Source organism: Salegentibacter sp. BLCTC (genome assembly GCF_015143665.1).
Taxonomy (GTDB): domain Bacteria; phylum Bacteroidota; class Bacteroidia; order Flavobacteriales; family Flavobacteriaceae; genus Salegentibacter; species Salegentibacter maritimus.
Genome location: NZ_WYEW01000016.1, coordinates 1 through 20664, shown reverse-complemented (window position 1 = coordinate 20664; position 20664 = coordinate 1). Strand labels below are relative to the sequence as shown.

The 20664-nt window shown below is 37.5% G+C and carries 16 protein-coding genes and 1 rRNA gene; 9 read left to right on the top strand and 8 right to left on the bottom strand.

What is annotated here, in order from left to right; translation table 11 throughout:
• Nucleotides 1-251 precede the first annotated feature (251 nt).
• Complete coding sequence (locus GUB10_RS15480; RefSeq protein WP_193712361.1) at nt 252-1208, bottom strand: GSCFA domain-containing protein; 957 nt, start codon at nt 1206-1208, stop codon at nt 252-254.
• Nucleotides 1209-1365: 157 nt separating this feature from the next.
• Nucleotides 1366-3975, bottom strand: a complete 2610-nt coding sequence (alaS, locus tag GUB10_RS15475) for an alanine--tRNA ligase (RefSeq protein WP_193712360.1) — start codon at nt 3973-3975, stop codon at nt 1366-1368.
• 131 nt (nt 3976-4106) lie between these two features.
• On the opposite strand from alaS, the gene GUB10_RS15470 reads away from it, so the two are divergent.
• Genes GUB10_RS15470 through GUB10_RS15450 form a run of 5 tightly spaced genes read left to right on the top strand, consistent with a single transcriptional unit; the run spans nt 4107 to nt 7255 of the window.
• Nucleotides 4107-5084: a M23 family metallopeptidase gene (locus GUB10_RS15470; RefSeq protein WP_193712359.1), complete on the top strand. Its 978-nt coding sequence runs from the start codon at nt 4107-4109 to the stop codon at nt 5082-5084.
• Nucleotides 5084-5413, top strand: coding sequence for a MerR family transcriptional regulator (locus GUB10_RS15465; RefSeq protein ID WP_079722071.1), 330 nt, complete (start codon nt 5084-5086; stop codon nt 5411-5413). The genes GUB10_RS15470 and GUB10_RS15465 overlap by 1 nt, the downstream gene beginning before the upstream one ends.
• A gap of 1 nt (nt 5414) precedes the next feature.
• A complete protein-coding gene (locus tag GUB10_RS15460) occupies nt 5415-6011 on the top strand; it encodes a LemA family protein (RefSeq protein ID WP_193712358.1) in 597 nt (198 codons plus the stop codon).
• Nucleotides 6012-6016: 5 nt separating this feature from the next.
• Nucleotides 6017-6457 (top strand): TPM domain-containing protein, encoded by a 441-nt coding sequence (locus GUB10_RS15455; RefSeq protein WP_193712357.1) that lies wholly within the window; start codon nt 6017-6019, stop codon nt 6455-6457.
• A complete protein-coding gene (locus tag GUB10_RS15450) occupies nt 6458-7255 on the top strand; it encodes a YgcG family protein (protein WP_193712356.1) in 798 nt (265 codons plus the stop codon).
• A 265-nt stretch (nt 7256-7520) separates the two neighbouring features.
• Here GUB10_RS15450 and GUB10_RS15445 read toward each other — a convergent pair whose 3' ends face one another.
• The 3 genes from GUB10_RS15445 to era all read right to left on the bottom strand — a co-directional run bounded on the left by GUB10_RS15445 (nt 7521) and on the right by era (nt 12899).
• A complete protein-coding gene (locus tag GUB10_RS15445) occupies nt 7521-10283 on the bottom strand; it encodes a TonB-dependent receptor (protein ID WP_193712355.1) in 2763 nt (920 codons plus the stop codon).
• 106 nt (nt 10284-10389) lie between these two features.
• The gene (gene der / locus GUB10_RS15440) at nt 10390-11697 is read right to left on the bottom strand and encodes a ribosome biogenesis GTPase Der (RefSeq protein ID WP_193712354.1); all 1308 of its coding nucleotides are present in this window, start codon (nt 11695-11697) and stop codon (nt 10390-10392) included.
• Between the two features lie 320 nt (nt 11698-12017).
• Nucleotides 12018-12899, bottom strand: a complete 882-nt coding sequence (era, locus tag GUB10_RS15435) for a GTPase Era (protein ID WP_193712353.1) — start codon at nt 12897-12899, stop codon at nt 12018-12020.
• Between the two features lie 352 nt (nt 12900-13251).
• On the opposite strand from era, the gene GUB10_RS15430 reads away from it, so the two are divergent.
• Nucleotides 13252-14790 (top strand): SulP family inorganic anion transporter, encoded by a 1539-nt coding sequence (locus GUB10_RS15430; RefSeq protein ID WP_193712352.1) that lies wholly within the window; start codon nt 13252-13254, stop codon nt 14788-14790.
• A 37-nt stretch (nt 14791-14827) separates the two neighbouring features.
• The gene (locus GUB10_RS15425) at nt 14828-16258 is read left to right on the top strand and encodes a TonB-dependent receptor (RefSeq protein WP_193712351.1); all 1431 of its coding nucleotides are present in this window, start codon (nt 14828-14830) and stop codon (nt 16256-16258) included.
• Nucleotides 16259-16317: 59 nt separating this feature from the next.
• Here GUB10_RS15425 and GUB10_RS15420 read toward each other — a convergent pair whose 3' ends face one another.
• Nucleotides 16318-18264, bottom strand: coding sequence for a M1 family metallopeptidase (locus tag GUB10_RS15420; protein ID WP_193712350.1), 1947 nt, complete (start codon nt 18262-18264; stop codon nt 16318-16320).
• Between the two features lie 93 nt (nt 18265-18357).
• Nucleotides 18358-18822 (bottom strand): RNA methyltransferase, encoded by a 465-nt coding sequence (locus GUB10_RS15415; protein WP_193712349.1) that lies wholly within the window; start codon nt 18820-18822, stop codon nt 18358-18360.
• Between the two features lie 114 nt (nt 18823-18936).
• On the opposite strand from GUB10_RS15415, the gene GUB10_RS15410 reads away from it, so the two are divergent.
• Both GUB10_RS15410 and GUB10_RS15405 read left to right on the top strand, forming a co-directional pair.
• The gene (locus tag GUB10_RS15410) at nt 18937-19767 is read left to right on the top strand and encodes a universal stress protein (RefSeq protein ID WP_193712348.1); all 831 of its coding nucleotides are present in this window, start codon (nt 18937-18939) and stop codon (nt 19765-19767) included.
• 76 nt (nt 19768-19843) lie between these two features.
• Nucleotides 19844-20482, top strand: a complete 639-nt coding sequence (locus GUB10_RS15405) for a diheme cytochrome c-553 (protein ID WP_193712347.1) — start codon at nt 19844-19846, stop codon at nt 20480-20482.
• Between the two features lie 67 nt (nt 20483-20549).
• On the opposite strand, the gene rrf is transcribed toward GUB10_RS15405, so the two are convergent.
• Nucleotides 20550-20658, bottom strand: a 5S ribosomal RNA gene (gene rrf, locus GUB10_RS15400).
• Nucleotides 20659-20664 lie beyond the last annotated feature (6 nt).

Here is a 20664-nt window from a genome sequence, read left to right as displayed (position 1 = left end):
GAGATTTTGGAAGAATACTTTAGCCCTATAAAATACTTATGGACGGCCCCACCCGTCCATAAGTTTTAAAAATTTCTAAAATCTACCCCAACAAATTCTAGAAAAGAATCAAGATACCGATTAAAAAAAATGAACTTTTCAGCTCCTAATTTTCAATACTTTACACCTCAAATCTTAATTAAAAATACAAAATATTTCTATATAAAGTCAAGAAAGAAAAATTATTAAATATTATTTTTAATAGATTTTAATTAAAAATCCAAATGCGAATAGCGCTGTTTAAGCTTATAAATTTGTGTTTGTAATTTCTCCAAAAAACGGGAATGTGCTTTAGAATTAGGATTAAAGGGCCGATGCGCCAGACCATTCTGAACATTTTTCACCTCTTTTAAAACAGGCAAAGAAGTTTCCGAAAACCAGGCAATAATAAATTGCTCCCAAATATAATCTATAGCTACTCGTGAAGGGTGCAGCATATCTTCGGCATAAAACCTATAGTCCCTAAGCTCATCCATCATAAGCTCATACGAAGGGAAATAAGAATTTCCAACCCCAAATTCTTTATTTTCTATGATGTTATGAACGGCAGTAATTAAGTGTGCTTTGCTACGTTGATTTTCAACAAACCCATCCTTACTATGCCGCACTGGAGAAACCGTGAAAATTACCGCAACCTCAGGATTAATTTCTTTTAAAATCATAAGGGTACTACGCAATGATGCTTCAATTTCGCCAACTGATTGCAATTCTTTCCTGAATTCTTTTCGTGGGATTTTATGACAATTCGCTACCCTTTGCTTGCTTTCTAAATGATAATAACTCCACGCCGTCCCCAATGTAATTATCACATGAGAACTTTGTTGAAGGAAATCACGGGCATTTTCTAATGCTGAATTTAGGTTTTCTAATAACACATCGGCATCAGGATGGCTTAAAGACGAATGCGCATCAAAACAATGCCAACGTTCCTGATATTCAAAAATATCGCTCTTAGTATATGCTTCAGCTCTGTGAAGTTTTTGAAAAAAATTTGCAATAGCTATAGGGTGAAACAGAATACCCAGCGGGTTCTGTAAATTCTGAAGCTTATAAAAATCCAGCTTTTTACCGATGTTTTCCACAAAACAGGAGCCCACAAGAAAAACCTTAGACTTATAGTCTATTTTAGGTTCTGCCCTTGCTATAGGTATTTTAGTCCTGAATTCCATAGAATTATATAGAAGCTGTCTGAAAAGGCTTTAAACCTATTATCCTAAACCTACTCGCCCTATCAGGTAGTTTTTTAAACACCTAACCTACCAAACATATTAAAGGTTGGAACAGATTAAGATTGGGGAAAATAGACTTTTCAGACAGTCATATATTTTATTTTAAATAGGCTTGCGCTTCTTGCAACGCCTCTTTTATCCCCTCGGGCTTCTTACCGCCGGCAGTTGCAAAAAACGGCTGGCCACCGCCACCCCCCTGAATATATTTCCCAAGGTCTTTTACAATTTTCCCGGCATGTAGATCTTTTTCTTTCACCAGATCTTTAGAGATATAGCAACTTAAAAGCGCTTTCCCCTGTTGCTCGGTCCCGAATAAAAGAAATAGATTTTCAAATTCGTTGCCAAGCTGGAAAGCCAGGTCTTTAATGCCCCCGGCATCTAAATCTACTTGTTTAGCAAGAAAATTCACCCCATTAATTTCTGAGATTTCAGATTTTAATTCGGTTTTTAGGTTTTTGGCTTTATCTTTTAACAAAGACTCTATCTGCTTTTTTAGAGCCACATTTTCGTGCTGTAAAGTACTTACCGCTTTAACCGGATCTTTAGCGTTTTTCAATTCGGCCTTTATTTGTTCCAAAACCTCATCCTGGTTAGCAAAATAATCTTTTACAGCTTCCCCGGTAATAGCTTCAATTCTACGTATACCGGAAGCCACAGCACCTTCAGCAGTAATTTTAAAATACCATATTTCTGAAGTGTTCTTTACATGAGTACCCCCGCAAAGCTCCATAGACTCGCCAAAACGAATAGCTCTAACCGCATCCCCATATTTTTCACCAAAAAGCGCCAAAGCCCCCTTATCTACTGCTTCTTTAAATGGGATATTCCTATGTTCTTCTAATGGCAATTGCTCGCTAATACGATTATTCACCAGTTTCTCTACCTCTTCAAGTTCCTCCTTATTTACCTTGCTGAAATGAGAAAAATCAAAACGCAAATAATCTCCTTTAACCAAAGAACCTTTTTGTTCTACGTGGGTTCCCAAAACTTCCCGAAGAGCCTGGTGCAATAAGTGTGTGGCAGTATGGTTGGCAGCAGTGGCTTCCCTATTTTTTGCGTTTACAACTGCTTTAAGTTTAACATTAGGGTTTTTAGGAAGAGATTTAGCAAAATGCACAATTAAATTGTTCTCTTTTTTAGTATCGGTAATGTTGATCTTGTCGTTTTTATCATCTACCAGGAAACCTTTATCTCCAACCTGGCCACCGCCTTCAGGGTAAAAAGGAGTTTGTGTAAGTACAATTTGAAACAATGTACCTTTTTTGCTTTCCACTTTTCGGTAGCGGGCAATTTGAGTTTCTGTTTCCAGATGGTCATAGCCCACAAATGCTTCAGCATTTACCGGGTTTAATTCCTCCCAATCTCCGGCTGTAACCTGGGTTGCCGCACGAGATCTATCTTTTTGTTTTTTAAGCTGAATTTCAAATTCTTTTTGGTCAAGATCAAATCCGCGTTCTCGTAAAATAAGAGCGGTTAAATCTATAGGAAAGCCAAAAGTATCGTAAAGCTCAAATGCTTTTTCACCTGAAACAGCTTTTCCTTTTGTTTCTGAAATTATATGCTCCAGTAAAACCAAGCCCTGATCCAATGTTCTTAAAAAAGACTGTTCTTCTTCCCTAATAACATTTTCACATAAAGTTTTTTGAGATTTAAGTTCGGGGAAAGCCTCACCCATTTGCTTGCTTAAAACATCTACCAATTTATAAATAAATGGCTCTTTAGTTTCTAAAAACGTAAAACCATAACGAATAGCACGTCTTAGAATTCTTCTAATCACATAACCTGCACCTGTGTTTGAAGGTAGCTGCCCATCGGCAATAGAAAAAGCTACAGCTCTTACATGATCTGCAATTACCCTAATAGCGATATCTATTTTTTCAGATTTCCCATAGGCGGCTTTAGTAATTTTCTCGATTTCAGCAATTAGGGGGATAAAAACATCGGTATCGTAATTAGATTGTTTTCCCTGTAATACCATGCACAGCCTTTCAAAGCCCATTCCGGTATCAATATGCTTTGCAGGCAATTCTACCAGGGAACCATCGGCTTTTCTATTGTACTGCATAAAAACCAGGTTCCAAATCTCTACTACCTGCGGGTGATCTTCGTTTACCAGCTCTTTTCCCGGTTTTTTAGCTTTTTCAGCTTCAGAACGAATATCTATATGAATTTCAGAACAAGGTCCACAAGGCCCCTGCTCTCCCATTTCCCAGAAATTATCTTTTTTATCGCCATAGACAATTCGGTCTTCAGGAACAATTTCTTTCCAAAGATCAAGAGCCTCGGTATCCAGGCCTAATTTATCTTCTTTGCTTCCTTCAAAAACAGACACATAGAGATTTTCGGGAGCAATTTTAAAAACTTCGGTCAATAACTCCCAGGACCAATGTATAGCTTCTTTCTTAAAATAATCGCCAAAGCTCCAATTACCAAGCATTTCGAACATGGTATGGTGGTAGGTATCCATGCCCACTTCCTCCAAATCGTTATGTTTACCACTTACCCGTAAACATTTTTGGCTATCGGTAATACGAGGACTGGCAGGCTCGCTATTTCCTAAAAAATATTCCTTAAACTGCACCATCCCTGCATTGGTAAACATAAGGGTAGGGTCGTCCTTTAACACCATGGGTGCCGAAGGTACTATTTTGTGGGATTTGGACTTAAAAAATTGTAAAAACTGACTTCTTATTTCCTGAGATTTCATCTACTTAATCGAATCTAAAATTATTAATTGTGTTGGTGCTGCAACAATTTCTTATATTTGTTCGTTTACCAAACTTAACTTAGCATGGTAATTGCTTAGTATTGTTGGCAAAAATAGCATAAATTTGACTCATGTCGAAGGTTAAATATTATTACGATAGTGAGACGCAATCCTATAAAAAAATCGAGCGCCGAAAAGGCCGCCGCACAGGGATTGTATTGCTTAGTATTCTAGGGTCTTTCCTGGCCGGTTTTCTTTTACTGGTTATTTATTTAAACATTCCGCAAATTGAAACCCCAAAAGAAAAAGCTTTAAAACGCGAACTTCAAAACATGGAGCTTCAATATGGTTTGCTCAATAAAAAAATGACGCAAATCCAGAATGTACTCGCCAATATTGAGGATAGGGACAATAATATTTACCGGGTTTATTTTGAAGTCAACCCAATTCCCGAAGAGCAAAGACTTGCCGGTTTTGGTGGTATAAACCGCTATAAAGACCTGGAAGGTTTTGATAATTCTAAATTGATTATTGAAACCACAAAACGAATGGACATTCTAAGCAAGCAATTGGTGGTGCAATCTAAATCTTTAGATGAAATCGCCGAATTGGCAAAAGAAAAAGAGAGTTTATTATCTTCTATTCCTGCCATACAGCCTGTAAAGAATGAAGACCTGAGCAGAATTGCCTCAGGGTACGGCTGGAGAACCGACCCCTTTACCAAAGTAAGAAAATTTCATCATGGGATGGATTTTACCGCTCCTCGTGGCACTCCTATTTATGCTACCGGGAATGGCCGTATAACCAGGGCCGACAACAGGTCTACCGGGTATGGAAACCATATAAGAATAGATCATGGCTATGGCTACACAAGCCTTTATGCCCATTTATACAAATATAATGTAAGGGTTGGCCAGCGTGTAAAGCGGGGTGACATTATTGGTTATATAGGAAGTACCGGCAGGTCTCAGGCGCCACACTTACACTATGAAATCTTTAAGGATGATAGGCGCATTAATCCTATTAACTTTTATTACGGCCATCTATCGCCCGAAGAATTTGACAAAGTTCTGGAAAAAGCACAACAAGAAAACCAATCGCTAGATTAATGCACCTTAATTTACCCGATAAAAGATACTATGGCATTGGCGAAGTTGCTGAAGCCTTTAAGGTAAACACCTCCTTAATTCGCTTTTGGGAAAAGGAATTTGATGTAATTAAACCCAAAAAAAACGCCAAGGGCAATCGTAAGTTCACTCCCGAAGATATTAAGAATTTAGAACTTATATATCACCTGGTTAAAGAACGCGGATTTACGCTAGAAGGTGCAAAAACACATTTAAAAGAAGAAAAACAAAAAACCCTTAGTAACTTCGAGATAATTCGGAAACTGGAAGGGGTAAAAGCTAAACTAATCAATCTTAAAAATCAGTTATAAAATGAAAAAATGGTTAATTCCTGTAATAGTTATTGTAGTTCTGGGTATTATAGTTTATAGCCTTACGGCTGGCGTGAATAATACCGCGGTAGAATATGAAGAAAGCGTTTTAAAGAATTGGGCTGATGTAGAAAATGCCTATCAGCGTAGAAGTGATCTTATCCCAAATTTGGTGAGTACCGTAGAAGGTTCAGCCGATTTTGAACGAGGAACACTTACCGACGTTATTGAAGCCCGTGCCAAAGCCACTTCGGTAAATGTAGATGCGGGGAATTTAGATGCGCAGCAAATTCAGCAATTCCAGCAGGCACAAGGCGGATTATCTTCAGCTTTATCAAGGCTTTTAGTCTCGGTTGAAAGATATCCCGATATTAAATCGAATCAAAACTTCCTTCAATTACAATCGCAATTAGAAGGAACCGAAAACCGAATTAGCGTAGCCAGAAACCGGTACAACGAAGCGGTAAGACAATACAACACCTATATTAGAAAATTCCCGAATAATATTTTTGCCGGAATGTTCGGATTTGAAAGAAAAGCGACTTTTGAAGCTGAAGAAGGTGCAGAAAACGCACCCGATGTTGAATTTGATTTTTAAAAACAATGAGTAAAGTTGAAGATTTTTTAAGCAAAGAAGACGAAGAGGAGATCATTGAAGCCATTAGAAAAGCAGAGAGCCATACCTCTGGCGAGGTAAGGGTTCACCTAGAAAAAACTACCGGCGAAAAAGATATTTTTGAGCGCGCTATGGAGGTTTTTCACCTTCTAAAGATGGATAATACCAAACATGATAATGGCGTGCTTATTTACGTTGCCGTAGAAGATCATAACTTTGTGATCTATGGCGACAAAGGCATTAACGACGTAGTTCCCGATAATTTTTGGGAAAGCACTAAAGATGCCATTGTAGATAAATTTAAAAAAGGAGAATTTAAGCAAGGCCTGGTAAACGGAATTCTAACCGCAGGCCAGCAACTTAAAAAACACTTCCCGTGGAGTGAAGACACACGAGACGAACTCTCCAACGAAATTTCAAAAGGATAAATGCCACAATTCACCAAAAAATTCAAATTACTATTTCTGTTTTTCCTCGTTTTTTCGGGGTTCATCTATGCACAACGGGACATTCCGCCTAAACCGGCAGAAGAAACCAGTGTTTATGATGGAGCTGATATTTTATCTGTCTCAGAAGAAAATCAGTTGGAGCAGAAGTTAATTAACTATGCTGATACTACCTCTACCCAAATTGTAATTGCCACAATAAAATCTTTACAAGGAGAGTATGAAGGCGTATACGCTGCAGAGTGGGCTCAGGAATGGGGTATAGGACAAAGTGAAAAAGATAATGGCCTATTGATACTGGTTGCCGAAAACGATCGTAAAATTTGGATCACAACCGGTTACGGGCTTGAAGAGTATATGACCGATGCCCGTAGTAAACAAATAATTGAACAGGTAATTCTCCCTCAATTTAGAAACGGGAGCTATTACAATGGTCTTGATGCCGGAACTACCGCAATTTTCCAGGTATTATCGGGCACTTTTAAAGGCACACCGCAATCCCGAAATTCAGAAAGAGGCTTTCCGCTTCAGGGAATTGTTATGCTAATCATTTTTGTGATCATTATTATTTCGTTTTTTAAACGACGTGGCGGTGGCGGTAGAAATGGTGGCCGTAGAAGCGCAGGAGATACTTTTCTAGACGCTATTATCTTAAGCTCTCTTGGGCGTGGCACTTTTGGCGGAGGCAGCTCCGGTGGAGGTTTTGGCGGCGGAGACGGCTTTGGTGGCGGTTTCGGCGGCGGAGGCTTCGGCGGCGGCGGTGCCGGTGGAAGCTGGTAATTTCCAGTTTGCAGTAATTAAGTAAGCAGTTAGCAGTAAAACGGTGTCAGTTTTCGATCTCCAGTTTAAATGATTTTTTGATCTAACCGAGTTTATTTTAAAAAGCATACGGGTCCTCCCCTTATTTTCAAGGGGAGGTGGCCACAGGCCGGAGGGGTTATTTTCCCAAAAAATCAATTAGAATGTGAAACCTCCCCTTTCTTCAGTTCTGCTGAATTCATCCCCTTCTTTCAAGGAGGGGAGCAAATATCAAGGTAAATTAATGCTACCTTCTTCCTCTCTTATTATTTGGATCTTTTCCGCCAAACTTGCTGATTTTATACGTAAAGCTAAGCATAAAGTATTGTTCCAAAACAAGCTGCTGGGTATCCTGAATAAAGTCGTCTCCAGTAAATCTACGTGTAGCTATATTTTGATCCAGCAAGTCAAAAACCTTTACTTTTAGTACACCGTCTTCCCCAAAAATCTCATAGCCTAAACTGGCATTCCACAGGTAAAAAGAATTCTGAAATCCCGGCGAGGCATTACCAATAGTTTGGTAGGAGATATCGCTACCTATCACAAATTTTTCAGGCCAAAAGGAAGTCAGCGCAAGGGAAATATTTTGATTCTTATAATTCTCTTCCCTATTGTTAAAACTGTATTCAGCATCTACAAACTCGATACTGTAAAAAGGTTCTATAGTCACCAAATCCCTAAAGTTATACTCCAGGTTTAAACTTGGCGTAAAGCGTAAGCTCTTGGAAGAATAACGCTGTTCGTTTGTAAAGCCTATATTTTTATCGAAATTACCGTAAAGTCCGGTTTTGACTTTTATAGAACTTTCTTTCTGCAACTCAAATGTCTTGTCCAGGGTACCTCCTCCATAATAATTATAAGCACCATCTACATTTGTATAGGTAGTGGTTCTCACTAAATCCTCATCTATAGAGCTTCTACTAACCACTTTATTATTAATAAAATTCGCTCCCAAATAAACATAAAAGCCAGAGCGTGTTTTAAAATCGAAATTATTAAAATTAAGGTGTAACCTATTCCTTAAAGCGGGGCGTAGGTTTGGGTTACCGGTAATAATATTTAGAGGGTTTATGGTATTGGTTACCGGCTGCAATTGCGAAAGTGACGGAGTTTCCCAGGAGTTCCGGTAATTAAAATAAATAGATTTACCCTGTGATAAATTAAGTCTAAAATAAGCATTAGCAAATAGATTTTCGTAGGTATTATCTATGCTTGTTTCGGTAAAAAGGTCTTTATTTTTTAATCGAATACTTTGAAAACCACCCGAAACATGTGCCCTTAACTTATCGCTATTATAGGCAAGCCCCAAACTGGGACGATGCTCAAAAGATTCTGAAACAAAATCGTTACTCAATTCATCATCTAACAAGGTGTAACTTCCTTCATCATCCCCGTCATAAACCAGGCGCTCATTACGGCCATTTCTTTTATCGAAATTATAGCTTACATCCAATTTTAAGCCCTCGGTAATTGGTATACGGGTATTAACATTTATTCCATAATTATTATCGGTATTTTCTTCAGAAATTAATTGATCCTGCACATCGGTTCTTTCTAATTCTCCTTGCTGATTATAAATCTCTCTTTCCGAAAAGAAATTATTATCCTGAGACCTATTATTATTCTGATTATTAAAACCTAAACTGTAGTAACCTCCGTTTTCACCGAATTTACGGGTAAAGTATAATCGATTAGAAAAATTCACACTATGCACTTCAGAATAATTATCGGTTAAAGCAGTGTTTATAGGCGTACCGTTTTCCTCTATCGATTCTGTAAAGGATTGATTGGAAGAGCGACCGTTATTCGTATTAATATTTGGTCTCACCGAAATCCTGGTAAGCGTATCTGGTTGAATTTCAAACCCTAAACTAAACCTATGATTGTTATTAAGACGCTGCCCACTAGATTCTGAATTGTTAAAGAACCTTCTATCAGGTAAAATATTTTCTCTTTGAGTCTTACTTTCAGTAATATTATCGGCGCGGCTATAAAAATAATTCGAGGAAAGCTCGGTTTCTTGTGGCCATTCATTTACAAAGTTAAAGCCGGCATTATCAGACCTGGTAATACCGCTTCCGCTACCAAAACTATTACCGTTTACACTAAAACTACCCCCACGACTTCTGGAAATAGAATAAGCATTTCGCCCCATAGAGTCATAAATCTCATCAAAAGAAAAACCCGAAGAATTTATATTGTTGGAACTCGCTAAGAGACTTACCCGTAAATCATCTTTAAAATAATTACCTATTCCGCTTAATTCATAGCGTTCGTTGGTTCCGCCACCGGCGGTAAGCCTGGAGAAAAATCCACGGTTTTTATCTTCATCTATGGTTATATTGATAGTTTTATTTTCGGCATCCCCTTCTTTTCCGGTAAATTCCTCAGATTTGGTTTTACTATCTACCACCTGTAATTTATTAATCAATTCTTTCGGAAGGTTTTTAGTAGCAATTTTAGGGTCGTCCCCAAAAAACTCTTTTCCATTTACCTTAATTTGTGAAACCGGAGTTCCATTAACCGTGATACTACCATCGGTAGCTACTTCCACACCCGGAAGTTCTTTCAACAATTCTTCAAGATTTGCATCTTTACGAGTTTTAAAAGAGGCGGCGTTAAATTCAAGGGTATCTTTTTTAATCGTTACCGGAGCGCGAGAGGAAGTAATTGTTATTTCATCTAATGCATTATCGGCTATTTGCATCTTTATAGTACCCAAATTGAGTTTTTCACCAATTTCTACTGTTTGGCTATAAGTTTTAAAACCCGCATAAGAAACAAGTAGCTTGGCGGTTTCAAGCTTCTCATTACCGGCAAGTTGAAAAGTCCCCGAATTATCTGAAATTGTATAAGTAACCAAACTACTATCTACAGGTTTTTCCAGGTATACCGTTGCAGATTCTAACGGTTCCCCCTGCGGTCCTGTTACTTTACCATTAATTTCGAAATTTTGGGCCGTTAAATTCCCTGCCAGAATAAGCAAGGCAAAAGAAAAGAAAAATCTCATGTAGAATTTGGGTGTTAAACTATGAATAAATTGAGGAAATAAATATCACCTCATTAACTATATTGATAGTTAGACTCCTAATTTATCACATAGTTTAACGGAAAACTTATTTTTTCCTAAAATACACCGAAATCGGCACTCCTGTTAGGTCAAACTCATTCCTTAACTTATTCTCTATAAATCGTTTATAAGGATCTCGAACATATTGAGGAAGATTACAGAAAAAAGCAAATTGTGGTTGTGGAGTAGGCAATTGCGTACAAAACTTAATTTTCACGTATTTACCTTTATAAGCCGGCGGCGGGTTTTGCTCAATTATTGGCAGCATCACATCGTTAAGCTCACGGGTTTTAATTTTTTTACTGCGATTCTCAAAAACTTTTACTGCAGTCTCTATGGCTTTAAAAATACGTTGTTTGGTTAGAACAGACATAAAGATTACAGGAACATCGGTAAAAGGTTCTATTTCACGCTTAATCATGGCTTCAAATTCTTTCATGGTATTGGTCTTTTTATCTTCAACCAAATCCCATTTATTAACTAAAATCACGATTCCTTTTCGGTTTCTTTGCGCCAGCCAGAAAATATTCTGAACCTGCCCATCAAAACCTCTTGTGGCATCTAAGATTAACAAACATACATCTGAATTTTCTATAGCCCTAACCGATCGCATTACAGAGTAAAACTCAAGATCCTCTTTCACCTTTGACTTTCTTCTAATCCCGGCAGTATCTACCAGGTTAAACTCAAATCCAAACCTGTTATACCGTGTATCCATAGCATCTCGGGTAGTTCCCGCAATGTCTGTTACAATATAACGTTCTTCCCCAATTAATGCATTTATAAAAGACGATTTCCCTGCGTTGGGACGGCCCACCACGGCAAACCTTGGCAATTCTGTTTCTTCTTCGGCTTCGTTTACCGGTAAGGCTGCAATTAATGCATCCAATAAATCTCCTGTACCACTACCATTTGTACTGGCAATAGGAAAATACTCTCCCAAGCCTAAGGAATAAAATTCTACAGCATTTTCAAGCCTTTTGTTATTGTCTACCTTGTTAACAGCCAAAAGAACCGGCTTATCTACTTTTCTAAGTAATTGCGCCACATCTTCATCCATAGGAGTTACACCACTTTCTACATCTACCATAAAAATAATAGCATCAGCTTCTTCTATAGCCAGCTCAACCTGTCTGTCTATTTCGGCTTCAAAAATATCATCGCTTCCCACCACATAACCTCCGGTATCTATAAGGGAAAAATTTCGACCATTCCAATCTGATTTTCCATAATGGCGATCGCGAGTTACCCCACTAACCGAATCTACAATCGCCTCACGGCGTTGAATTAACCTATTGAAAAAGGTAGATTTCCCAACATTTGGCCTTCCTACAATGGCTACGATATTGCCCATAATATTTATCTTTAATACCTCCTGGAGGTTTTATTTCCTGAATATATTCAGAAAACAAAATGATTCTAAAACTATAAGACTCATTCTACCAAGTACGCTATACATCGCCTTTAATTTATTTCAGAGTCTACCCCCGATTTTTCATCGGGAATCTAATTTCTTAAAAATCAAAAAGATAATAGAATCTGAAACAAGTTTGGCTTGACGAAAACATGACTTTTCTGAAGGCCTTTTTTATTTGTTTGCAAAATTAGTGTAAAAATTCCAGTTTACCCGAAACTTAGAAAGCGGAAGTTATTTGAACTATTAAATTGAAGCTCTTAATCATTATACCCAAAGCGCTTTAACTGGCGCTGGTCGCTTCTCCAATTTTTATTTACTTTCACATAAAGCTCTAAATGCACCTGTTTTCCAAAAAATTTCTCAAGGTCTTTTCTGGCTTCTACTCCCACTCTTTTTAAAGCAGCACCTTTATGGCCTATAATGATTCCTTTTTGCGTATCGCGTTCTACCATAATTACGCTTCGCATTCTAATAATTTCATCTTCTTCAAAAAATTCCTGGGTATCAATTTCTACTGCATACGGAATTTCTTTTTTGTAGTGCATTAAAATCTTTTCCCTAATTATTTCATTTACAAAAAAACGTTCGGGTTTATCGGTAAGCGTATCTTTTGGATAAAAGGCAGGAGATTCAGGCAACAATTCAATAATTCTAGTAAAAACCTCCTTTACATTAAATCCCTCTAATGCAGAAACCGGGAAGATCTCGGCATTGGGCACTTTTTCTCTCCATAATTGCACCTGGCTCTCTAATTCTTCCTGGTTAGATTTATCAATTTTATTCAGCAACAAAAGAATAGGGATATCGGCAGCAATAATTTTATTAAAGAAAGCTTCATCTTTTAATTCCTTTTCGCCAATTTCAACCATATATATCAAAACATCGGCATCCTCAAAAGCCGATTTCACAAAATCCATCATAGATTCCTGTAATTGATAGGCCGGTTTAATAATTCCCGGGGTATCACTTAGAATCACTTGAAAATCTTCGCCATTTACAATTCCCAAGATACGGTGGCGCGTGGTTTGAGCTTTAGAAGTTATAATAGATAGCTTTTCACCTACAAAAGCATTCATAAGGGTAGATTTGCCCACATTTGGGTTCCCTATAATATTTACAAATCCTGCTTTATGTGCCATTTTAATAATTTTTATGATGCAAAGGTAAGACGATTAGATAATAGTTATCTTCTTTGTTTCAAATTATTTCCAAAAAAGTAATTCTCGCCGGCTGCAATAAAAATTAATTATCAATTTGATAATCAAGTTAATTCTTATTTATAAAGCGCTAAAAATTACCACTTAAGTGGCACGAAGCTTTTGTATTCAAAATAATTGGCTAATTTTGACGCCTCTTATGAAACAAGGAATTAGCAAATATTCGTCTCCACTTACTCCGCCCTAGGCAATTAAGGTTTTACTTTTATTATATTCCAACATTATTTTCTGCGGAAAATATTCCGCTCCCAATACTTATTAAAATTAAATTCTGATGCAAAAAATCTTCAACCTGTTTGATTTTTCACAAAAAGTTGATTATAAAAATGAAGTCCTTGCAGGACTTACCGTAGCGATGACTATGATTCCAGAATCCTTATCTTTTGCTATTCTTGCAGATTTCCCCCCACTGGTAGGTTTGTATGCAGCTTTTATTATGGGGATTATTACCGCCGTACTTGGAGGGCGCCCGGGCATGGTTTCTGGTGGTGCCGGCGCTACCGTGGTAGTTTTAATCGCTTTAATGAATTCCCACGGATTAGAATATGTATTCGCGGCAGTGGCCATGGCCGGAATTATTCAAATTGCAGTCGGGATCTTTAAGCTGGGTAAATTTATTCGGCTAGTACCGCAACCTGTAATGTTCGGGTTTGTTAATGGCTTGGCAGTAATTATATTCACTGCCCAATTAGAACAGTTTAAAGAAATAATTAATGGCCAGGTACAATGGCTAACCGGAGATGCTTTATTAATTATGATAGTACTGGTAGCGTTAACTATTGGCATCATTCTTATTCTCCCAAAAATAACCAAAACAGTACCACCATCTTTAGTAGCCATATTGGTTGTTTTCGCTATTGTTTATTTCTTCGGAATTGAAACAAGACAAGTAAAAGATATTGCTTCAGTTAGTGGTAGCTTACCACCTTTCCATATTCCACAGGTTCCCCTTACCTGGGAAATGTTACAGGTAATTTTTCCATATGGACTAATTATGGCTGCAGTAGGTTTAACTGAAGGTCTATTAACATTAAATCTCGTTGATGAAATCACAGGGACCCGTGGCCGTAGTAATAAAGAGTGTTTAGCCCAGGGAACTGCAAACATTGCCAATGGCTTCTTCTACGGAATGGGCGGCTGCCCTATGTTAGCCCAAACACTGGTAAATTTATCTTCTGGATCTCGCGCACGGCTTTCTGGAATTGTAGCTGCGTTTACCATTCTAGTTATAATTCTCGTAGGTGCACCGGTAATAGAACTATTACCAATGGCCGCACTAACCGGGGTAATGATTATGGTTGCCGTGGGAACTTTTGAGTGGGCTAGTCTAAAAACCTTTAGAAGAATGCCCAAGTCTGATGTTCTGGTAATGGTTTTGGTAACTTTAGTAACCATAATTCTTCATAACCTTGCATTGGCAGTACTTGTGGGAGTAATTATCTCAGCCCTGGTTTTTGCCTGGGATAATGCCAAACGCATTCGTGCCAGAAAACGAGTAGACGAAGAAGGTATAAAACATTATGAAATTTATGGGCCACTTTTCTTCGGATCTGTACAGGGATTCAATGATAAATTTGATGTTTTAAACGACCCTGAAGAAGTGATTATAGATTTTTCTGAAAGTCGTGTAGTAGATATGTCGGGAATTGAGGCATTAAACAAACTTACAGAAAGGTATCAGAAACAAGGTAAGAAATTACACCTAAGACATTTAAGTGAAGATTGTAGAAGCCTATTAAGTAATGCAGATGCTATTATTGAAGTAAATATTCTGGAAGACCCTACGTATAAAGTTGCAGTAGAAAAGGCTTAAGTTTCTTAACTTTATACTTCAAACTAAAACGCATATCATGTCTATAATTTCGGAAGGAGAGAAAGAGTTTGAAGAAATAACCTCTGTGCAAAATAAGGCCATGCGCCTTAACCTCAATGAAAATATATACGGCACCTTTGCTGAAATTGGCGCCGGCCAGGAAACAGTGCGCCATTTTTTTAGGGCAGGGAGTGCTTCGGGCACGGTGGCCAAAACCCTTAGTGCCTATGATAAAGATTTTAGTGATGCCATATACGGGATTGAAGATGATGGGCGCTATGTTACAGAGCAGCGCTTAACCAGTATGATGCGTTACGAGACGGGACTTATAGAAGAACGCATTTCACGCTTAAAACATCCTAATAAACTTTTTTTTAGCTATGCAAATACAGTAGCTACCATAGACTGGGCAAAGAAATACAAAGGCCACGGATGGCTGGGAATTAGGTTTCAAACCACGCCTGGAGAAGACTATAGTGAAATTGTTTTACACGTACAATTTCATGAAAATAATGCGGTTCATCAGCAAATTAGTTTAGGTATCATGGGGGTAAACCTCATTTATGGTGCATTTTATCATCACGATGATCCCAAAAACCTACTCAAACACCTTTTTGACCATCTTACCACCGACAAAATTGAAATTGATGCTATTAATTTTACAGGGCCTGTTTTTAAAAATGTAGATAATCGTTTAATGAGTTTAGAGCTGGTTAAAAATGGAATCACCGAAGCCATTATGTTTGCTCCCGACGGTAATAATGTGTTACCGGCCAGTATTCTCTACAAAAGAAATATTTTAACGCTTCGCGGAAGTTTCAGGCCTGTTACGAAGGTAAATATGGCGATGTATGAAAAATCGCTTAAGCTTTTTTTAAATGAAAGAAAGGTAGATAAAGATAAGACGGTAGTTATTTTTGAAATTACTCTTTCCAATCTTAAAGGAGAAGGGGAAATAGACGAACGTGACTTTTTAGACAGAGCAGACTTATTAGGTTCTTTGGGGCAAACGGTAATGATTTCAAACTTTCAGGAATATTATAAGGTTGTAGAGTATTTTGGACAACATACCAAAGAAAGAATGGGACTTACCATGGGAGTAAGTACGCTAAAAGATATTTTTGACCAAAGATATTACAGGCATTTAAGCGGAGGAATTTTGGAGGCCTTTGGAAAGTTATTCTTTAAAAGCCTGAAGATTTATTTATACCCATTAAAAGACGAGGAAACGGGTGAAATTATTACTAGTGAAAACTTAAAAGTTCACCCCAGAATGCAGGAGCTATATCAATATTTTAAAGATAATGGCCGGGTAGTAGATATTAAAGATTATGATCCTGAAACTTTAGATATCCATTCAAGACAGGTTCATGAGATGATTATAGAAGGAAAAGCCGGTTGGGAAGCTATGCTTCCGGAAAGCACAACAAAAATGATTAAAGAAAAATCACTTTTTAAAGGAAAATAGAAAAATAAAAAAGCCGTTAGAATTAACTTCAAACGGCTTTTTCTTTGTTCAATATACTCTTAATCTTCGTAGAAAGTATTTGGCCAGGAATCATTACCTGAATTTACATCAGGCAGAATCTTATTTGGATCTAATTCCACCTTTTCAATCGCTTTATCGGTTCGGTGCAGGTAGTTCCACGAATCTCCACGTTGCCATATCTCAACCGGAAGTGTAACTTCTTCAGAAGAACCATCACCATAAGTAATTTCCATTTTAACAGGCATAGGAATTTCTCCTTCATTTGAAAGAGAAACCACATAATTACCTTCATAGGCTCTTACCGCATCTATTCCCAGATCTATATTTCCCGTACCATAAAACCATTTACTAAAAAACCAGGAAAGATTTTCCCCTGAAACGTTTTCCATATGGTTAAAGAAATCTGCCGGTTGTGGATGTTTATACGCCCATGTTTCAATATAAGATTTAAAAGCATTATCAAAACGCTCTTCGCCCAAAATATATTCTCTAAGCAATAATAAACCAATAGCGGGCTTATAATAAGCTATCATCCCAAGGTTCCTTAGGTTAGAAACATCTGGATAGGTATCTATGCCTTCACGCTGCTCACTGGTGAACCAGCCGGTCATATTCCTGGTTTTATTTAATCTTGCCGGATACTCTCCACTGTTAAATTCTACAGTACTGTAATAATTAATAAAAGTATTAAAACCTTCGTCCATCCAGGCATATCTTCTTTCGTTACTTCCTACAATCATAGGAAACCAATTATGCCCAAATTCGTGATCTGTAACTCCCCATAAAGAAGCACCTTCACTTTTCCAACTACAGAAATTTAATGCCGGATATTCCATTCCACCAATATCGGCTGCAACATTTATAGCTACAGGATAAGGATATTCAAACCATTTGTTTGAATAATGTTCTACAGAAGCTTTAGAATATTCGGTTGAACGGCCCCAGGCACCCTGCCCGTCACTTTCTTTAGGATAAGCCGACTGTGCCATGGCTTTCTTTCCGCTAGGCAAATCTATTTTGGCTGCATCCCAAATAAATGCTTTTGAAGAACCAAAAGCTATATCGCGGGTGTTTTCCATTTTAAAATGCCAGGTAAGCGTACCTTCTTGTTTTGCACGCAAAGACATATCGTTTACTTCCTCGGGCTTGATTAAATACACGGTAGAATCGCTTTTAGAAGCTTTTTCCATTCTTTCCCTTACGGTAGGAGATAAAACCTGCCTGGGGTTTTGCAATTCCCCTGATGCTACTACTATGTGACTTGCAGGTGCAGTAATTTTATAGTCGTAGTCGCCATAATCAAGGTAAAATTCGCCAGCGCCAAGATAAGGTTCAATATTCCACCCTTCTACATCATCATAAACCGCTGCTTTAGGAAACCATTGTGCTAAAGCATAAATAGTACCATCTTCAACAGCAAGTCTTCCCATACGATCCATACCTTCTACCGGAATCTTGTACTCAAAATTCATAGAAACGGTAGCTTCACCACCATTGGCAGGAATTGGGTCATCAAAAAATACCTGCATCCTGGTGTCCGATATTATATATTCTGAAGAAGAACTTCTTTTTACCTTAGCTTTAAGGTTGGTAATGGTATATCCTCCATCTATATCGCCATTATAACGATTTCCCTGAATTGGAGTGGTTAAATATCCGCGAGAATCTTCTTTAAAACGGTTTTGCTCTAAATGCATCCATATAAAATCTAAATCTTGAGGACTATTATTTGTATAGGTTAGCTCAATATGCCCTTGTATGGTATGATCTTCATCGTTTAAAGTCACTTCAATTTTATAATCGGTTTCGTTTTGCCAATATTCCGGCCCCGGTTTACCTGAAGCTGAGCGGTACATATTACCACTGCGATCCATAAATTCATTAAAATCTTTTTGGTTGTTCTCTACAACCTCCTGGGCATTGGTACCGGTAGAAAACAAACCGGCAACTGCCAGACCAAGCATAGCTCTGGATAGGTATCTCATTCCTTTAAAATTTTTATTATAACTGCCGCTAATTTAACCAAACTGTTCAAGAATCCCTGATAAAATGAAGTTTATAAAAAAAGCTTCGGAAAATTAGGTAGAAAAATGCGTTTTACTGCTTCTATCGTACATTATGATACTCCCAGCCACAGAAACATTTAAACTTAAGCTTGACTGGAATTTTACCAAAAAATGAGATTTTTCGATAGCTTCTTTAGATAGGCCATGATCTTCTGCTCCCAGTAGATAAACACAACGCCTGGGGTGCTTAAACGTTTCGAGTGCTTCGGCTTCATCGGTAAGTTCCACACCTACCAACATGGCTCCTTTTGGGAGATGTGCATAAAAATCTTCAAAGGTTTTGTAGTGGAAATAAGGCATGGCACCTACAGCTTTATGAGTGTCACAAGCCTGCTTTGCATAACGATTACCTATGGTATAAATGAAGCTTGCCCCCATATTTTGGGCCGAACGCCATAGTACTCCAAGATTTTCAGGAGTTTTCCCATTCTGTATTCCAATTCCAAAAAATCCCTGTTCCAAATTATTTATTCTCATAGTGCTTCAAAAATAGTAGAATTAATATTTCTAGGCTACGCCTGAGAGACTAAACCTGATATTCCTCATTTCTAATTATATTTATGTAGCTTAAATTTATTGAAAACCATTGTCATGAAATATATTTTAATACCAACTGATTTCTCTGAGTCTGCAAATAACGCCTCTGAGTTTGCACTTGCTCTTGCACATTCATTACAACTTCCCGTACGTTTTTTACATAGTGTACCCACACCGGTAGACTGGAGCAAACTACCGAAAGAAGATGAAAAAAAATATCCTGAAACTAAAGAAAGAATTAACAATGCCAAAAACGAATTAAAAAAATGGGAACAAAAAGCGAATAAAAATAATGTTGAAGCAGAATATAGTATAATCTATAATACAGGCATGGATGATTTGGTAAATTATGCTCATCCTAAATATTATGAATTAGTTGTTATGGGAACGCATGGCACTAAAGGCATTGAAAAAATATTAGGTTCTAACACCCAAAAACTAATTAGACAATCTCAGCTTCCGGTATTAGCAATAAAGAGTTACTTTGATTTTAACAGACTAAAGAAAATTCTTATAGCTACCGACTTACAGGAAAAATCATTAAAAGCCTTTGAAAAAATCTATAACATCCTAACAAAATTAAAAAGCCAAATTGAAATCGTTTACATAAATACTCCTTATAATTTTAAAGAAACAGATGAAATTGATAATATGGCTAATGAGTTTCTAGAAAAAATTGGAATTAAAAATTTAAAAGTTCGGTGTTTAAATGCCAATAATGAAGCTCGTGGGTTAGGAATGGCTCTTAACAAATTAAAACCCGACCTATTCACAAGTATAACACATCATCGCACAGGCTTCGATACTATTTTTAGCCCAAGCATTACCGAAGAAATAATTAACAACTACGATCTTCCTGTATTGAGTATTAACCGGGAAATTTAAATTGAAAATATAGGCATTTCCCCTATAAGTTGATTTCTGCCGATTTTATAAATTAAAGAAATATAAAATCGGCATTATGAAACTATTACAATCTATTTCCGGAAAGCCCTTATTAAAACTGTGTTTATTTAGTGTAAGTATACTAACTATAATCCTATTTGGTTCATGCAAAGAAGAAAAGAAAGAAAACTTCACAAAAGGAATTAGCCTAAATACAATTGAAGAAAAAAAATCAAGTACCACAGAATATGAAAATCGTGGTAAGTACCTTGTAGAAATAATTGGATGTCATGACTGTCATAGTCCTAAAAAACTAGGGGAAAGAGGACCAGAGATGATTACTGAACTAGCCTTTTCAGGATTTCAGGCAAATAACAATTTACCCTCATTGAATAAGCAAGCCTTAGAAGAGGGGTGGATACTAATGAACCAGGATTTAACTGCTTTTGTGGGTCCCTGGGGAGTTTCATATGCGGCAAACTTAACACCACACGACACGGGTATGGGCACCTGGACCTTTCAACAGTTTAAAAGGGCTATGGTGGAAGGAAAATACAAAGGCCAGGAAAATACCCGTATGTTATTGCCGCCCATGCCCTGGCAAAACTTTAAAGATATAAAGGAAGAAGATTTAAAAGCCATGTACTTCTATTTTAAAAGCCTGCCACCGGTAGCAAATGTAGTCCCACCTGTAAAACCACTTAAAGACTTATAGCAGCCCCCTTCGCCAAAAATTAGCTCAAAAAAAAAGACCTTTACATTGCTGTAAAGGTCTTTTAAAAAAAAGGCGGTGACATACTCTCCCACAAATAGCAGTACCATCTGCGCTAACGGGCTTAACTTCTCTGTTCGGAATGGAAAGAGGTGAGCCCCGTTGCCATAACCACCTTAAGTCTT

Bases quoted from the DNA above. Each gene is read 5' to 3' on its own strand.
- alaS (WP_193712360.1), bottom strand. From the start codon at position 3,975: ATGAAATCTCAGGAAATAAGAAGTCAGTTTTTACAATTTTTTAAGTCC.
- GUB10_RS15425 (WP_193712351.1), top strand. From the start codon at position 14,828: ATGTCTATAATTTCGGAAGGAGAGAAAGAGTTTGAAGAAATAACCTCT.
- GUB10_RS15465 (WP_079722071.1), top strand. From the start codon at position 5,084: ATGCACCTTAATTTACCCGATAAAAGATACTATGGCATTGGCGAAGTT.
- GUB10_RS15455 (WP_193712357.1), top strand. From the start codon at position 6,017: ATGAGTAAAGTTGAAGATTTTTTAAGCAAAGAAGACGAAGAGGAGATC.
- GUB10_RS15450 (WP_193712356.1), top strand. From the start codon at position 6,458: ATGCCACAATTCACCAAAAAATTCAAATTACTATTTCTGTTTTTCCTC.
- GUB10_RS15420 (WP_193712350.1), bottom strand. From the start codon at position 18,264: ATGAGATACCTATCCAGAGCTATGCTTGGTCTGGCAGTTGCCGGTTTG.
- GUB10_RS15415 (WP_193712349.1), bottom strand. From the start codon at position 18,822: ATGAGAATAAATAATTTGGAACAGGGATTTTTTGGAATTGGAATACAG.
- GUB10_RS15445 (WP_193712355.1), bottom strand. From the start codon at position 10,283: ATGAGATTTTTCTTTTCTTTTGCCTTGCTTATTCTGGCAGGGAATTTA.
- GUB10_RS15480 (WP_193712361.1), bottom strand. From the start codon at position 1,208: ATGGAATTCAGGACTAAAATACCTATAGCAAGGGCAGAACCTAAAATA.
- GUB10_RS15430 (WP_193712352.1), top strand. From the start codon at position 13,252: ATGCAAAAAATCTTCAACCTGTTTGATTTTTCACAAAAAGTTGATTAT.
- GUB10_RS15410 (WP_193712348.1), top strand. From the start codon at position 18,937: ATGAAATATATTTTAATACCAACTGATTTCTCTGAGTCTGCAAATAAC.
- GUB10_RS15405 (WP_193712347.1), top strand. From the start codon at position 19,844: ATGAAACTATTACAATCTATTTCCGGAAAGCCCTTATTAAAACTGTGT.
- era (WP_193712353.1), bottom strand. From the start codon at position 12,899: ATGGCACATAAAGCAGGATTTGTAAATATTATAGGGAACCCAAATGTG.
- GUB10_RS15470 (WP_193712359.1), top strand. From the start codon at position 4,107: ATGTCGAAGGTTAAATATTATTACGATAGTGAGACGCAATCCTATAAA.
- der (WP_193712354.1), bottom strand. From the start codon at position 11,697: ATGGGCAATATCGTAGCCATTGTAGGAAGGCCAAATGTTGGGAAATCT.
- GUB10_RS15460 (WP_193712358.1), top strand. From the start codon at position 5,415: ATGAAAAAATGGTTAATTCCTGTAATAGTTATTGTAGTTCTGGGTATT.